Source organism: Acidovorax sp. LjRoot204 (assembly GCF_056175785.1).
Map to the genome: position 1 here is coordinate 14,175 of NZ_JBGFFF010000053.1, position 15,404 is coordinate 29,578.

Annotated in this window: 16 protein-coding genes; 3 read left to right on the forward strand and 13 right to left on the reverse strand. The window is 64.1% G+C overall.

Annotated features, from left to right (window positions below; genetic code table 11):
- Positions 1-61 precede the first annotated feature (61 nt).
- Entirely contained in the window at positions 62-2,179 is a 2,118-nt protein-coding gene (locus AC04MI_RS11630) for a hypothetical protein (protein WP_476497847.1), read from the forward strand.
- A 102-nt stretch (positions 2,180-2,281) separates the two neighbouring features.
- Here AC04MI_RS11630 and AC04MI_RS11635 read toward each other — a convergent pair whose 3' ends face one another.
- The 4 genes from AC04MI_RS11635 to thiO form a co-directional block, all read right to left on the reverse strand.
- Positions 2,282-3,178: a thiamine phosphate synthase gene (locus AC04MI_RS11635; RefSeq protein ID WP_436078562.1), complete on the reverse strand. Its 897-nt coding sequence runs from the start codon at positions 3,176-3,178 to the stop codon at positions 2,282-2,284.
- Positions 3,171-3,980, reverse strand: coding sequence for a thiazole synthase (locus AC04MI_RS11640; protein ID WP_056067420.1), 810 nt, complete (start codon positions 3,978-3,980; stop codon positions 3,171-3,173). Before AC04MI_RS11640 ends, AC04MI_RS11635 begins: the two co-directional genes overlap by 8 nt.
- 78 nt (positions 3,981-4,058) lie before the next feature.
- Entirely contained in the window at positions 4,059-4,256 is a 198-nt protein-coding gene (thiS, locus tag AC04MI_RS11645) for a sulfur carrier protein ThiS (RefSeq protein WP_056067422.1), read from the reverse strand.
- Complete coding sequence (gene thiO / locus AC04MI_RS11650; RefSeq protein WP_436078563.1) at positions 4,253-5,386, reverse strand: glycine oxidase ThiO; 1,134 nt, start codon at positions 5,384-5,386, stop codon at positions 4,253-4,255. The genes thiS and thiO overlap by 4 nt, the downstream gene beginning before the upstream one ends.
- Positions 5,387-5,651: 265 nt before the next feature.
- On the opposite strand from thiO, the gene thiD reads away from it, so the two are divergent.
- Positions 5,652-6,527 (forward strand): bifunctional hydroxymethylpyrimidine kinase/phosphomethylpyrimidine kinase, encoded by an 876-nt coding sequence (gene thiD, locus AC04MI_RS11655; protein ID WP_436078564.1) that lies wholly within the window; start codon positions 5,652-5,654, stop codon positions 6,525-6,527.
- 80 nt (positions 6,528-6,607) lie between these two features.
- On the opposite strand, the gene AC04MI_RS11660 is transcribed toward thiD, so the two are convergent.
- Complete coding sequence (locus AC04MI_RS11660; RefSeq protein WP_476497848.1) at positions 6,608-7,888, reverse strand: purine-cytosine permease family protein; 1,281 nt, start codon at positions 7,886-7,888, stop codon at positions 6,608-6,610.
- A 956-nt stretch (positions 7,889-8,844) separates the two neighbouring features.
- On the opposite strand from AC04MI_RS11660, the gene AC04MI_RS11665 reads away from it, so the two are divergent.
- On the forward strand, positions 8,845-9,315 hold the full coding sequence (locus AC04MI_RS11665; RefSeq protein WP_436078566.1) for a hypothetical protein: 471 nt from the start codon (positions 8,845-8,847) through the stop codon (positions 9,313-9,315).
- 166 nt (positions 9,316-9,481) lie between these two features.
- Here AC04MI_RS11665 and AC04MI_RS11670 read toward each other — a convergent pair whose 3' ends face one another.
- From AC04MI_RS11670 to cysD, 8 genes are all read right to left on the reverse strand, one after another.
- The gene (locus AC04MI_RS11670) at positions 9,482-9,739 is read right to left on the reverse strand and encodes a hypothetical protein (protein ID WP_436078567.1); all 258 of its coding nucleotides are present in this window, start codon (positions 9,737-9,739) and stop codon (positions 9,482-9,484) included.
- Between the two features lie 128 nt (positions 9,740-9,867).
- Positions 9,868-10,299 (reverse strand): GNAT family N-acetyltransferase, encoded by a 432-nt coding sequence (locus tag AC04MI_RS11675; protein ID WP_108497443.1) that lies wholly within the window; start codon positions 10,297-10,299, stop codon positions 9,868-9,870.
- A gap of 180 nt (positions 10,300-10,479) precedes the next feature.
- Complete coding sequence (locus AC04MI_RS11680; protein ID WP_436078568.1) at positions 10,480-11,361, reverse strand: GyrI-like domain-containing protein; 882 nt, start codon at positions 11,359-11,361, stop codon at positions 10,480-10,482.
- 12 nt (positions 11,362-11,373) lie between these two features.
- Positions 11,374-11,733 (reverse strand): nuclear transport factor 2 family protein, encoded by a 360-nt coding sequence (locus AC04MI_RS11685; RefSeq protein WP_099729966.1) that lies wholly within the window; start codon positions 11,731-11,733, stop codon positions 11,374-11,376.
- Between the two features lie 125 nt (positions 11,734-11,858).
- Positions 11,859-12,938, reverse strand: a complete 1,080-nt coding sequence (locus AC04MI_RS11690) for an NAD(P)/FAD-dependent oxidoreductase (protein ID WP_436078569.1) — start codon at positions 12,936-12,938, stop codon at positions 11,859-11,861.
- Positions 12,939-12,957: 19 nt separating this feature from the next.
- Positions 12,958-13,287 (reverse strand): ferredoxin FdxA, encoded by a 330-nt coding sequence (fdxA, locus tag AC04MI_RS11695; protein ID WP_476497849.1) that lies wholly within the window; start codon positions 13,285-13,287, stop codon positions 12,958-12,960.
- 114 nt (positions 13,288-13,401) lie between these two features.
- Positions 13,402-14,772 carry a sulfate adenylyltransferase subunit 1 gene (locus AC04MI_RS11700; protein ID WP_476497850.1) on the reverse strand — a complete coding sequence of 457 codons (1,371 nt, stop codon included), beginning with the start codon at positions 14,770-14,772 and terminating at the stop codon, positions 13,402-13,404.
- Positions 14,772-15,404, reverse strand: a 633-nt coding sequence (gene cysD / locus AC04MI_RS11705) for a sulfate adenylyltransferase subunit CysD (protein WP_476497851.1), incomplete at its 5' end; no start/stop codon positions are given. The genes AC04MI_RS11700 and cysD, both read right to left, overlap by 1 nt.

Below are 15,404 nucleotides of genomic sequence, written 5' to 3' on the forward strand. Positions count from 1 at the left end.
ATTGTGGGCGCTTGCAGCCGGTGCTTCGGCGCTGTCCCTGGGTAATGGTAGTGGTACGGTCGTGTTGGGCGCCCCGGTCGATCTCTCGTTCGAGTTGCAGCCCGACCCGGGCACGGATGTCGCATCGTCCTGCGTCACGGCCAAGCTGGTGGCAGGCGACAACGCCATCAGTGACAACAAGGTGCGCGTGGTCCCATTGCCCGAGGTGCGTGGGCGTCCTTCAGGGGTCCGCGTGCTGGCCTCGGTATCGCTGGATGAACCGGTTCTCACCGTGACCCTGACCGCAGGGTGCAACGGAAAAACCACGCGCAGCTACACCTTCCTCTCGGATTTGCCGACCACCGTCACCCGGTCCGCCTCCGCATCCCCGGTGGACTTGGCGCGGCTTCCTGCAGCAACCCCCAGCGCAGCTTCAGAGTCACAGCGTTCGCCTTCACAGGGCAGTGGCAGTGCATCTGCGGCTGCCGCCGGTGCTATGCAGGCCACCAGGCCCCGTGACAAGGCGCCTGCACTGGCAAGGGCCTCGGGCTCGCCCTCCGCTGAGAGCCGCCCTCCCGGCTCTCCAGCTGCCGCACGGCCTTCCGCGCGTGTGGGCACGGCAGCACCTGGCAAGTCGGTGGTGGCCGCTGCACCTGCAGCGCGCCCGCGTTTGGTGGTTGAGCCCCTGGATACCTGGCTGGACAGTCCTGTGGCGTTGCGCTCTACCGCGCAGCTACCCACGGCGCCTTCTGAAGAGATGTCGGCCCTGCGCACCCAGGCCGCCGCGTTGTGGAGGTCGTTGAACGCGCAGCCGGAAGAATTGCTAAAAGACGGCGAACGGTTGAAGGCGCTGGAATCAGACACCGCCGCATTGCGAGCACAGGCCGCCAAGGACCGTGCAGCCGCTGGCCAGTTGCAGCAGCAGCTGGAGGCGATGGAACAGGAGCGTTTTCCTGCGACGGTGGTATATGCCTTGGGCGGTCTGCTGGCCTTGGCCTTGGCGGGGGTGGCATGGATGTGGTCGCGGATGCGCAGCGCCTCTGACAAGGCAGTGCGTTCGTGGCGCGATTCTGTGGCCTTGGGCGCACGTGGCGATGCAGCATCGGCGCATGAAGAAGCGGTCAGTCTTACCCCCCATCCCGGCGACACCTGGCTGCCGTCGGAAACCCAGCCTCATGCCGTCGCGGCGAATCCCGAGTCCGGTGCCATGCCCCTGCGCAAGGCAGCCCCTGCGGCCGTGGAACCACGCTTCGTAGCGACCAGCCCGGCGGCGAGTGCTCCCGCTCCCTTGCAGGCGAAGTCGGTTTCCGCGCCGGCCGCCGCCTCGGTAGCGCCCCACATCGTCAACCCTGAAGAGCTGTTTGACATCCAGCAGCAGGCTGAATTTTTTGTCTCGGTGGGCGAGCACCAGCAGGCCATCGAGGTGCTGAAGAATCACATTGCCGAGCACCGCCAGACCTCTCCGTTGGCCTACCTGGAGCTATTGCGGCTGTACCACACGCTCAGCCGTGTGGATGAGTTTGCGCAGCTGCGAACGCAGTTCATGCAGTCCTTCAACGCGCAAGTGCCGGAGTTTGCGGGCTTTCACCGCACGGGCCGCATGCTGTACCACTACACCGACGCACTCGCCGAGATCGAGGCCGAGTGGACAACGCCTGCGGTGCTGGGCTTGCTGGAGAAATTCCTGTTCCGCCGCACGGGCGCTGAAGCGGTGGAGCCGTTTGATCTGGCGGCCTATGACGATCTGTTGCTGCTGCTGGCGATTGCACAGACCACGCCCGCCAGTGCGCGCGGTGCAGCGCCCCCGCGCAAGCGGACGACGCCCCTGGCACCGCCCCGGTCCGAGACCCTGGTGGCACCTGCAGCTCCTGCACCGGTGGCGTTGCACGACGACCAGCCGCTTGATTCACTGGCAGCCAGCCTGGAGTTCGAGTTCGCGATGAAGGCCCAGCAGGAGCCCGAGCCCGTGCGCTCTGCAGCCACTCCCTCCAGGCCCGCAGCAGCCGTAGGCGAGGATTCGCGGGGCATTCCGCTTGACCTGGATCTGTCGGACCCACCCCACCTCACGCTGAGCGATCTGCCCCCGGTGCCCGTGACGGCGYCGCCGCCAGCGGGCCAGCCGGTCGGCTTTGGCATGGAGAACGATCTCATGGAGCTCCGCCTTGAGCTGGAGCAGATGAAGAAGCCCGACAACAAGTAGCGAGCAGGCGACCAATCGGCCACCCGGCGACTATCCAGGTGGCGCTGCGATGGTCGTGAGGGATGCGCGATAACCGCCGTGGCCGCTATCGCCACCCAGCCGTCACCGCATCAGCGCCATCAGCTCTGCGGCCGATGCTTCAGGGTCTGGTGCGTTGACCAAGGCCCGCACCACGGCCACGGAACCCACGCCAGTAGCCAGTACCGTGGGGAACTGCTCGGCGCTGATCCCCCCAATCGCCACCTGTGGGTAGTCCCGCATCAGCCGCGCATACACGCCCAGCCTGCCCACGCCCTGGGGGGCGGTGGCCATTTTTTTCAGGGTCGTGGGGAACACGGCACCCATCGCGATATAGCTGGGTCCCACGGCGTCGGCACGCACCATTTCGGCATATCCATGGGTGCTCACGCCCAGACGCAGGCCCGAGCGATGAAGCGTTTGCAGTTCCTCGGTGGTGAGTGCGTCCAGGTCTTCCTGGCCCAGATGAATGCCGTAGGCGCCAGCTTCGATGGCGTCCCGCCAGTGGTCGTTGACGAACAACAGCGCGCCTGTGCCTTGCACCGCCTGGACGGCGGCCTGAACTTCGGTCCGGATGGCCTGGGCGTCGTCCGACTTGAAGCGCAATTGCACCGTGGGCACCCCGGCACGTGCCATGCGGCCCACCCACTGGGCGTCGGGCAGTACGGCATACAAGCCCAAATGCTCCGGGCACGCGGCGAACTGATGGGCGCGTGGAAGGCGCTGCAGGCCAAAGTCCTGGGGCTCGTCCGGCCATTGCTCGGGCTGTGCACTGCCAGTGCGCAGCGCGCGCGCCTGCCAGGCGCGGGCCAGGCATTCGGCGTCATGGGCGATGAAGCCCAACTGGCTGCAGGCCTGTAGCGCGGCGAGGTAGACAGGGTCCTGCAACGTGGGGGTTGGCACAGGCTCGGGCGCAAACCCCGCAAAGGTGGCCGCGTGGTGGCTCAGGATGGCCTGCGCCAGTGTGGTGGTGTCATGCATGGGCGTGGTGCCAGAAAGGGGTGCCCAGCACGGGGGTGCTGGGCTGGGCGGCGTCTTGTGCGGCCATGGCACCGGCCAGGCGGGCTGCGCGCCCGGCGCTGACGGCATCGGCAAATGCACCGGCCATGGCCACGGGGTCTTGTGCCAGGGCCACGGCGGTGTTCAGCAGCACGCCGTCATAGCCCCATTCCATGACCTGGCAGGCGTGCGAAGGCAGGCCCAACCCGGCATCCACCAGCATGGGCACGTTCAGGCGCTCGCGCAGCGTCTGCAGCGCATAGGGGTTGACCGGGCCGCGCCCGGTGCCGATGGGCGCTGCCCAGGGCATCACGGCCTGGCAGCCCACATCGACGAGGCGCTGGCAGAGCACCAGGTCTTCGGTGCAATAAGGCAGCACCTGAAAGCCTTCCTTGATGAGGTGTTCGGCCACCCCCACCAGGTTCAGCGTGTCCGGCTGCAGGGTGTAGTCATCGCCGATCAGCTCCAGCTTGATCCAGGGGGTGTTGAACACCTCGCGCGCCATCTGGGCGGTGGTGATGGCCTCTTGGGCGCTGTGGCAGCCGGCGGTGTTGGGCAGCACGGGCACGTTGAGCTTGCGCAGCAGATCCCAGAAGCTGCTGCCGCTTTCGGCCGGGTTGCTGCCCTGGCGGCGCAGTGAGGCAGTGACCATGGCGGGCCGGGCGCGTTGCACAGCGGCTTCGAGCACGGCGGGCGATGGGTACCGCGAGGTGCCCAGCAGCAGGCGGCTGGCGAACGTCTGGCCGTACAGCACCAGCGGGTCTTGGGGCGTCGGAGTGGTCATGTGATTACTATGATTTTTGTAGCTGCTCGTGCATGTTTTATAAGCGCTTACAGCTCTTTTGATTGAATTTTTGCTGACTCAGCCGCCCGTGACCGGCGAGATGATCTCCACGCGGTCGCCAGGCTGCAGCGCATGGGCGGCGTAGCGGGTGTTGGGCACAAAAGTGGTGTTCACCGCCACGGCAAACGGGGGGCGCGCTTCGATGGCGGCCACGGCATCGGCCACGGTGGCGCCTTCGGGCAGTTCGTGCGGGATTTGGTTGATCGAGATGTTCATGCAAATGCGGGGGCTGCAACGCCGGTCGGGGTGGGTGCCGCTGGCCCCAGTTCCAGCCGGAGGTCAAAACGTTCGGACAGGGTCGATTGTCCCGTGTTCAGCACCTCCAGGGTCACATCCAGCATGGCGGGCGAGATCATGAAGCCGTGGCGGTACAGACCGTTGATCTCCAGCACGCCTGGACGGGTCTGGCGGATGGCGGGCAGGTTGTCGGGCAGCGTGGGGCGGCACTGCGTGGCCAGCTCGAGGATGCGGCCTTCGCCAAAGCCGGGGTGCACCGCATAGGCGGCGCTCAGTAGTTCCAGGGTGGAGCGAACACTGGCCGGGGAGCGGTCGTCGGACTCGATCTCGGTCGCGCCAATGACAAACAAATGGTCTTCCTTGGGCGCAATGTAAATGGGGTAGCGCGGGTGCACCAGCCGGGTGGGGCGTTGCAGCGTGACGTCGGGCGCATGGATGCGCACCACTTCGCCACGCACGCCGCGCAAGGCACTCCACTGGCCCTTGGCGCCCAGGCCCCGGCAGTCCAGCACCCGGTCAGGCTGGCCGGGTGCGCCGGGCGTAAAGGCTTCGGGCGACTGGGGCGTGTGCCAGTGCATGCGCACTCCCAGGCGCTCCATTTCCACCACCAGGGCGGCCAGCAACTGGCGGTTGTCCAGCTGGCCCTCGCCGGGCAGGTACAGACCCTGGTTGAAGCGGTGCGCAAGGGCGGGCTCCACCTGCTCTAGGGCGCCACTGTCGAGCTTTTGCAGGGTGGGCAGCTCGGGCAGGCCGCGCTGGTTGTTTTCGAGCTGGCGGGTGAAACGCTGGGCTTCGGCCGCGTCCTGGCGGTGCCACACGATCAACGTGCCGGCCTGCTGGAAAAACACAGGCTCTGACAAGGTTGCCAGCAACTCGGGCCAACGGGTCAACGCGTGGTGGCCCATGCGCACCACGCCGGGTTCGGTGATCGCAGACTCTGCCAGCGGGGCCAGCATGGCCGCAGCCACGGTGGCAGCAGAGTTTTCGGCGGCGGGGCTGCCCGCGTCGTAGATGTCTACACGGTGCCCCAGACGCGCAAGCTCCACAGCCAGCAGACGGCCCATGAGCCCTGCGCCCAGGATGGCAAAGGAAGAAGGTTGAAGTGACATAGCTCCGTCAGTGTGTCCATGTAGTGGCAAGCAGCCATGGACAAAACGGGGTCACCGTTGATGGAAACTCCCCACGCCAGCATGACCTGGATCGGGTAGCGGGGCTGCTGCGTGTGCCGCAGTGCACAGGGTTCTGTGCGGGCCCCAGGGTATTTCTCAGTCGCGCACCATGCGGTGGGACACCCCTGTTTCGTCCTGAAAATGAATTACAGCACATCCCCTAAGCGCCCCGTTTTGACGTGGCGCATAGGCCATAATTTTTGCCATGATTTCACCGACGACCTCCTTGCCCTCCACGGGCCACCGCTACGCACGCGTGCTCTCCATTGCCGGGTCTGACAGCGGCGGCGGCGCGGGCATCCAGGCCGATCTCAAAACCTTCAGTGCCCTGGGCTGCTATGGCATGACAGCCATCACCGCCATCACGGCCCAGAACACCTGTGGGGTGACAGGCATCCACGGCATTCCGCCCGAGATGCTCAAGGCCCAGATCGATGCGGTGGTGCAGGACATTGGCGTGGACGCCGTCAAGATCGGCATGCTGCACTCACCGGACGTGGTGCACGTGGTGGCAGAAGCCATTCGGACCTATCAGCTGCCGCACGTGGTGCTGGACCCGGTGATGGTGGCCACCAGTGGCGATCGGCTGATTGCCCAGGAGACGGTGGCCGTGCTGGTCCAGGAGCTGTTTCCGCTGGCCGAAGTGGTCACGCCCAACCTGGACGAGGCCGGATGGCTGCTGGGGCGCAGCATCGAGGGCGTGGAGGCGCTGGAGCTGGCCGCGCAAGACCTGTTGCGACTGGGCGCCCGCGCCGCGCTGCTCAAAGGCGGGCACCTTCCGGGCGACTGGGTGGTGGATGTGCTGGCCGTGCAAGGCGGGGAACACGCACAAGGACAGGGCCACCGGTTGCAGTCACAGCGCATTGCCACCCACAACGGGCATGGCACCGGGTGCACCCTGTCGTCCGCGATTGCCGCGCAGCTGGCACTGGGCCAGCCGCTGCAGCAGGCCGTGGAGCAGGCACGGGCCTACGTCCTGGGGGCCATTGCTGCCGGGGCGGATGTCACCACCGGCCACGGCCATGGCCCGCTCAACCACGGCTACGCGCCCGTGGTGCAGCGGGTGTTTCAGGCACTGTAGAGCGATTTTTGGGTGTTTTGAGGCTCAAGCGCTAGTCAATCATGCGCTGAGCGCTCATCTTTTTATAGTGATTGATTGGTTCAGTGTGCCTTGGGCCTCGTGGCCCAGGCGAGCACAAAGCTGAACACCAGTGCGGGCAGTGCAGAGCCCGCGTCAGGCAGTACCTTGGGTGCCAGGTGGTACACCGCAATGCCCGCCAGCCAGATGGCCACGGGCGCCGCATTCACCTTGCGCGCAGCCGCCAGCAGGGCGGGCGCATCGGTGCCAAAGGCCAAGCGCCCCAGGATCACGCCAAACAGCGGCACAAACACCGAGCTGAGCAGCAGCAGGAACGGCTCCAGGCTGTGCATGGGCAGCACCAGCGCCAGCCCCGTGCACAGCGCGGCCACCAGCAGGCCCCAGGCACGCACGCCAAAACGCGGCAGCAGGCTGTGGGCCGACACGGCGCCCGAATAGGTGTCGCCATAGGCGTTGTCCACCTCGTCGATCAGGATCAGCGACAGCGCGATCAGACCACCCTGGGCCAGCAGCAGCGCCTGCACCAGGTCCTGGCTGGGCAAGGTCAGCGCCACCAGCACCCCCAGGCTGTAGCACCAGATATTGGCCAGCGCATAGCCCAGCCAGGTGCCGCGCAGTGCGGATCCGCCGTTCTTGCCATGGCGCGCGTAGTCGGCCACCAGCGGCAGCCAAGAGATGGGCATGGCGATCACCAGGTCCAGCGCGGGCAGCACGCCCATGCCTCCGTCGCCCTTGCGTGTCCACAGCGCTTCAAAACCTTGGGTTTGCGCCAGCGAGAGGAACTGCCACGACAGCCACAGCAGCGACAACACGACCAGCGGCAGGGCAATGCGCGCAATCAGCTTGCGCACCAGCTGCACCATCGACCCGCTGATCAGCAGCATCACCACGCCGCCCCACAGCAGCGTCGCCAGCACGGGCCAGTGGGCACCGGCCATGGCGCCCGACTGCTGGCCGATGGCCACGGTGGCATCGCGCATCACCACCAGCTCGAACGTGCCCCAGCCCACCAGCTGCACGATGTTCAGGATGATCGGCAGGCTGGCAAACGTGCGGCCGTACACGGCATGCATCAGCCCGGCGCTGGCCAGGCCGCTGTCGCATCCCAGCTTGGCCACCCAGCCCAGCAGGCCCGCGCCCACGATGGAACCGGCGACGATGGCGATGAGTGCCTCTTTGGTGCCCAGCGCAGGCATCAGGTAGGCACCCACCTGCATGACCAGCAGGCCCACGCCCAGGCTGAACCAGAGCGAGGCGTGGTCATGCCACTGGAAAACGCGGYGATCGGGGGAGACGGGAGCCAGCGCTTCGTTGGTGGCGTGCGTGGCAGGCGATGAGGACATGGAATGGCTCCGTAAGCAGATACAGAGCAGGGGCCGCCCACCAGTGCGCCCTGACGTGTTCAGGGCCGTGCCATAGCGGACTTGCTTCCCTGCGCGAGGATGATCTCAAGCCTGCAGAGTAAAACAATGCAGGCAACAGGTTCGAAGGGTTTGATCTCAGCCCAGCAACGGATTTATTGCAGGACACCCCCAGCGATATGGTTGGATTCTAGTTAAACAGGGTTGAGTGAGGTCAACGAGCTGTTTCACAAGTGGCGCAGTTCATTTCCTTCATGGGTGCGAATGGCGCCTTGAGGCAGCGGTGACTGTCTAGAGCGGGCCCGCTCGCGTCCCTCGCCGTGGGGCAGAATCCGGCCAGGACCGGTCATCACAGGACAAGGGGCATGGATGTATGCATGAAGCCAAATTTGTGGCGTGGCTTTTTTTCTTTTTGGGAGTTGGTGTGCTGCTTTTCAGCGCCTGGGGCCTGATAACAGCAGCATCGCCGTCACCCACAAACTCGCTCGTGCAACGCGGGATGGCGGAGGCACTTGGGGCTGCACTTGGCTCAACGGCTGGGAACGTTGTGTACCACCTGATTTGGGGAGCTCTCGGTGGCTTCATTGCCTGGGTCGCTCTAAAAATACTCAAGGACTGCCGGAGTTAGTTCAAAGGCAGCTTTGGGCCCTGAGCTGTCTTTCGGGAGTGCCACCCGGAAGCTGCCGTTGATTCAAAACAGATGGATCGGTGCTAAAGAGCACGCAGTAGGTGAACTCGGTTGGGCTTACTGTCACGCTATAGTTTGCCGACTTAATGCTTGCCGGGTTTCATGAGAAATTTATACCTTTTTATTTACACAGCAACCAGGTTCGCAAGCCAACAGGCAAGCGGGTTGCGAGACTTTTTCTCAAAAGATGTATCGCCACGCCCCGGATGTATCAACCGTGTTTTTCCGTCTACATTGAGTTAAACCTTCCATGAGTAATGTGTTTGAGTCAATCCGCTGGGGTTCTGTGCTTCTTACTGTCGCGTTGATAGGACTCTTTGGTCTTCTTTATCGGGTTTGCCTTGTTCCGCTGGAAAGGCGGCTAGGTTCAGAAGCCAAACGTTCGAAGGTGCTGCAAGTCCATCTGCAATCTACTCGTGGCCTTGAAGGTTTGGTATCAGATTTCTTACTTGCATCCGCCGGTGGCGCAGTCTCGAACAATGAAATGGCTTCCATCTTAAAAAAGATTGAAGATCAAATTGCTTTGGTTCAGGTTGATCCCGAGGTAGTGCAAGCCCTAGAACAGTTCATTACAACTGCCCGGGGAATGATGGCCGCGCAGTCCGCAAGGGGAAGTAGCGCGCCCACTCCGACTCAGATGGCGAACTTGGAACAGGCATATGGTCGTTTTTGCTCTACGAGCATGCGAGTCACCGAAAAGCTCGCTATCGCAAAGGCTTAACATGTTGCTCGGCGCGGACATGCAACAGCAGGAGGCCGCTCTGCGGCACGTGTTGCATGCCGGGCAGCGCCAACGTTGAGTGTCCGCTTTCATTTGAGTTGACCGGCTGCTCCTGGCCGGATTCTGCCCCATGGCAAAGGGCGCTAGCGGACCGAGAGTGGACGCGTTAGCTCATCTTGAAGTTGACAGCGGCATCCAGCGGCTCGCCAGACTCAAACGGCTCAAGGCGGTTTCTTGCGAAGCCAATGAGCCGTTCCATAGCGTCCAGTGGCACATCGTTTGCGAAGATCGTCACCGTGATTGATCGGCTGGCATCGCATCGGAATACCTCAGCCACAACATCACCACCTTCAGTAACTAGCTCGCACCCGAGGCCATCGCGGATGACATCTGAGGCAGTTTGAATCTTCAGTGTCAAAGTCATTAGTTCACTCCGAATGCCCGCTACTGGCCGAATTCTGCCCCACGCAGAAGGACGCTAGCGGGCCCGTTGCAGACCTTTGGCCCCCGGCAGCAGACGACTTGCCGGTACGCATCATCTTGATTTGAGGATTAGCTTTCACTAAGGTACCCCCCCTCCACCTGCTGCTGCTGATTCTTAAAGATGGCCATAGCCGTCTTCATTCGCATGAAGCCGAATTTCCTGTAGAAAGGTTCTTTGCCAGGGACCGCATACAAGATGATTTTCTTGTGACCGGATGACATTTCCACCAGGTCACTGACAACTTGTTTGCCGAGGCCTGTGCCTTGATAGCTGGGCAATACCGCAACGTCGCATATGTACGAGCAATCTCCACCATCAGCGAGCGCGCGTCCCACCGCTACGAGCGTCGCATTCTCGTAGACGAAACACTTGAACATGCTGTTTGAGAAGACTTTCTGCAGATGAAGCGGCGGCTTCTCGCCTAGTGGTGCAGCCCGATAGAGGGCAGAAAGTTCTTCCCAGTCGACTCCATCTGCAGAGTGTTTCCATTCGAGTGGCATTTGTGGCTCCAATGTCCGCTTCTGGCCGGTAGGTCGCGGGCAGCTCGATTGCTGTTCCGACCCTGGCTCCGGACGATCTTAATCAGGTTCAAAGGGACTCTCTCAGTCGGTTCCGGCAGGCCGGTTCGACGCCCTTAGCGATGGCGCCCCAAAGGGGCACGGTCCTCTTGAGGGGGAGGGTCAGCGCTTGCCCTGGGCGATCGGGATCGCGTAGTGCATCACGGAGTCGCTGGACGTCGGGTGGTATTGCGAGCCGTAGATTTCCAGATCCGGCCCCAGGGTGTGCGACGGGCCGGCCGACAGCAGCCAGCTTGCATAGATGTAGTTCACCGTCGCATCGACGTTCTGCGCAGGGCCCCGGTGGGTGAAGCGTGCATAGGTCGATCCGGGGATTTCCATGGCCACCATGCTTGGTGGCAGCGCACCGAGGCCCCGCACTTCGATGCAGGCCAGGTAGCGCAGTTCTTCGGTGTGGGGCCCCGCTGGGGCTACGACGCCGTAGCAGACCCCGGGCACGGTGTTCGCAATCTCGCCCAGCCGGGGCAGGAACTTCGCCCACAGGGGCGGCAGTTTTTGCCCCAGATTGTTCTTTTCGGAGTCGATGCCGTAGTAGTCCGTGGGCAGTCCGACCAGCTGCATGGCAGGCTGCTCCTTGATGTCGGGTTCCAGCGAAATGTTGTGGTGAATGTGCGCGAGGTAGCTTTCGTCGAAGCGGATCTTGCGCACGAACAGCGAGCGGTTGCCCATCTTGCGGTACTGCGACGGCGTGAGCCGAAAGCAATCTCTGAATGCGCGTGTGAAGCTCTCCTGTGTCTCGTACCCGGACGCCAGCGCAATGTCGAGCACGTTCAGCCGTGTGTTGGTAAACTGCTCCAGCGCCCGCGAGAACCGGCGCGACCGGATATAGGTCTTGAGGGTTTCGTTGGTCAGCGCCTTGAAGATCCGCTGGAAGTGCCACTGGCTCATCCCCGCAGCCCGTGCCACCTCGGAAAGCTGGATATCGGATTCGAGATGGGCCTCGATGAAATCGATGCCCTCCTGGATTTGCCGGAGATAAAGCACGGTGGCGTCGGTTCAAGGGGTTTCAAAGAAACCGGTCATGGCAACCAGGCGATTCTGGTCGTTGTACCGGCCGTAGCTCACGCCTTCCCCGATCACCTGCCCGCTGCCATCCACCATGTTCCATTTGGCGATGCTCTGCTGGTTGTGGCTGGCGAAATAGTGGGTCACAAAATGTCCGCCGGGGACCTGACTGCGAAAGTTGTCCATGTAGGCCGTCAATTGGTCCCAGCCCTGGGCTGTGGCCAGCGGGTCGTTGTAGGTGCAGGCAGGGTCGAGGGACTGGGTAAAAAGGGCTGTGCGGTCCGCGGCCGAATCGGTCTTCCACGACGCGGTGTAGGTGTCCCAGATGGATTGAAGGGGTGGTTGGCTCATGGCGTGCTCCTGGTGGGTGGATGGAGACGCCATCGTGCCGGGCGCTTGCGCGCCTTTTGGACATTTTGTGCTTATTTGTGGGCCCGTCGTTTGGGCACGAAGTGACGAGCCCTGGCCCGCCGGGACTACGCGCTGACGGACGGCGCCGATACCGGTGCCACACCCAGCAACTGGTGCAGCCGCGGACTCGTGGTGGTGTATTGCAACGCCACCTTGTCGCCCTTGAGCGCCTCGGCTGCGCCAAAGGCGGCGAGAGTGGCCTCGTGGAAGCCGCACAGGATGAGCTTGCGTTTGCCGGGGTAGGTGTTGATGTCACCCACGGCGTAGATGCCGGGCACGCTGGTGCGGAAGGCCTCGGTGTCCACCACCAGCTGTTTGCGGTCCATGGCCAAACCCCAGTCCGCAATGGGCCCGAGGCGGGGCGAGATGCCCAGCACGGCCACCAGCAGGTCCAGCGCCAGGGCGCGGGTGCTGCCGTCGGCATCCACCACCTGCAGTGCGGTGAGGCGGTCGCCCGCAGTGTCAATGCCGGTGATCTGTGCGGCCTCGACGTGGATGCGGCCCGCATCGCGCAATTGCTGCAGGCGTTGCAGCAGGGCTTCAGGCGCCTGGAACACGTCGCGGCGGTGCAGCAGGCTGACGCGTGCGGCCTGGCCTTGTTCGGCCAGTTCCACGGCGCGGGCCACGGCGGGCTCGTCGCCGCCGTGCACGACGATGTGGCGCCCGGCCACATCCGCAGTCGCGGGCAGGTGTTGGTAGTGGACCTGGTTGCCCACAAAGCGCTCGATGCCGTCCACCTTGAGCGTGCGCGGCACAAAGGCGCCCACACCTGCGGCAATGAACACGCTGCGGGCCAGCAGTTGCGCACCTTGCGAGGTTTCGACCAGCAGGCGGCCATCGGCCTGCACGGTGAGTGCGGACACCAGCGTGTTCAGGTGCCACTGGGTCTTGAACGGCGCAATCTGCTGCAGCAGCAGACCCGCCAGCTCACGCCCGGTGCACACCGGGATGCCGGGTATGTCGTAGATGGGTTTGTCGCCGTACAGCTCGACGCACTGGCCGCCCGCATGGGGCAGGGCGTCGATCAGGTGGGCGGTGATGCCTTGCAGGCCCAGCTGGAAGACCTGGAACAGGCCCACGGGCCCCGCGCCGATAACGATGGCGTCGGTTTCTACGACGGCGGGCGCTTGCAAAGTCTCAGTCACCAGCGGGGCGCGCGGCGGTTTACTTGATCAGTTCGTTGACCTTGCCCGGCTTGCCATTCCATTCKTCGGCGTCGGGCAGCGCSGGCTTGCGCTTGGTGATGCTCTTCCAGCCGTCGGCAAAGGCCAGGTCGGCGTTGAGCTTGATGAAKGCGATCTGGTYGGCCGGSAGGTCTTCYTCGGCAWAGATSGCRTTGRCCGGGCACTCGGGGATGCAGACSGCGCARTCGATGCACTCRTCSGGRTCGATGACSAGCATGTTSGGGCCTTCGCGGAAGCAGTCCACGGGGCAYACGTCCACRCARTCGGTGTACTTGCAMYKGATGCAGKYTTCGGARACGACGTGGGTCATGACAGGAGTTGTGTGGGTCGGTGAAAACCCTCGATTTTAAAAGCTTTCACCGACCTTTGGTTGCAGGGTCCCTCACCCCGATGGGGTGACTGGGGCTTGGGGCGCTGATCTGGATCAGTTGACAAGCACGGCGCCAGCGGTTTTGTGGCTGGCGGTGTCCACCAGAATCAGCGAGCCCAGCACGCGGGCCTGGGTGAACGGTGCAGCGGGAATCGCCTCTTGCAGCAGCAGGTCCACATGGCCGATGGCATTGGGATCGAGCTGTGTGGCGGCTTCTTCGGCCAGCGTGTTGATGTTGAGCTTGTGCACCACGGCCTTGACCTTGGCCTTGACCCAGCGGTGGCCGTGCAGTGCCCAGTACACGCGGCCTGCGACCAGGGGCTCGTCGTCCATCCAGGCGACGGTAGTGCGCAGCTCGCGGCTGGCGGGCCAGGCCGGGGCGGCAGCGGGCGTGTCGCCAAAGTCGTCATCGGCTGGGGCTGCAGCGGGTGTGGGCGCTGCCAAAATCCAGTCGCCGCGCGATACGTCCACCTCGCGGTCCAGGATGATGCCCGCGCTGGTGCCTGCGGGTACGTCCTTGGGGTGGCGGGCGTGATCCAGCACCTGGGCCACGGTGGCGAGCTGGCCGCTGGGGAAAATCTGCACCGCCGTGCCGGGCGCAAAACTGCCGGCGGCCACGCGGCCCCAGAACACGCGGCGGCCCTGGCTGGTGTCCGACGAGGACGAGAACTTCTCGACCCACTGCACCGGGAAGGCCGGTGCCAGTGCGGTGTCGGCGGGGGTGTTGGGCAGTTCTTCCAAGACTTGCAGCAGGGTAGGACCGTCATAGCCGCACCAGCCTGCGTGGGCGTCCACTACGTTCCAGCCCTTGAGGGCGGAGACCGGCACCATGGCGCGCACGGTKATGCCTGCCGCCTGGGCAAAGGCCTGCAGTGCGCCTTGAATATGCTTCCAGGCCAGCGCGGGGTCTTCCACCGCGTCCAGCTTGTTCACGGCAAACACCAGCGAGTGCACGCGCAGCAAATGGGCCAGCAGGCTGTGGCGGCGTGTCTGCRGCAGCAATGCGAGGCCAGGGTTCTTCCAGTCGAGCTTGGTSGCATCGACCAGCACCACGGCGGCRTCGGCGCTGCTGGCGGCCGTCACCATGTTGCGGGTGTACTGCTCGTGGCCGGGCGCGTCGCCAATGATGAACTTGCGCTCTTCGGTGGCGAAGTAGCGGTAGGCCACGTCGATGGTGATGCCCTGCTCGCGCTCGGCGGAAAGGCCGTCGGTCAGCAGCGCCAGGTCGGTCTCACCCTGGCGCTGMACGCCGGCSAGSTGGTCYTGCAGCACRGYCTTGCTGTCSACCAGCAGGCGGCCGATCAGCGTGCTCTTGCCGTCRTCGACSGAGCCGCARGTGATGAACTTGAGGGCGGAAATATGGTCGTTTTGGCCGGTAGCGCCAGTGTTGTTTGCGCCAGCAGCTATTGAATTGATAGCGGTCATCAGAAATACCCGTCCTTCTTGCGCTTCTCCATCGAAGCATCCGATGTCTTGTCGTCCATGCGCGTGGCGCCRCGCTCGCTCACGTCGGCGGCCAGGGTCTCGATGACGATCTCGGCCGGGGTGGCTGCGGTGCTTTCCACGGGGGCGGTGCAGGTGATGTCGCCCACGGTGCGGAAGCGCACATCGCGCGTTTCCACCACATCGCCCTCACGCGGCGGGGTCAGCTCGGTCACGGGCATCAGCAGGCCCTTCTTGTCCACCACCTGGCGCTTGTGCGTGTAGTAGATSSWSGGCAGGCCGAYSTGCTCGCGSTCGATGTACTGCCACACGTCSAGCTCGGTCCAGTTGSWGATSGGGAACACGCGGAAGTGYTCGCCGGGCTGCAGGCGGGTGTTGAACAGSGTCCACAGCTCGGGGCGCTGGKCCTTGGGCTGCCATTGGCCRAAGSWRTCGCGGTGSSWRAAGATGCGCTCCTTGGCGCGCGCCTTTTCCTCGTCGCGGCGSGCRCCGCCGATCAGSGCGTCRAAGCGGAAYTCTTCAATSGCYTCGAGCAGYGTGACCGACTGGTGCRCRTTGCGCGAYTCGCCGGGGTGGGCSAGGCGCACGGTGCCGCGCGCCATCGAATCTTCCAC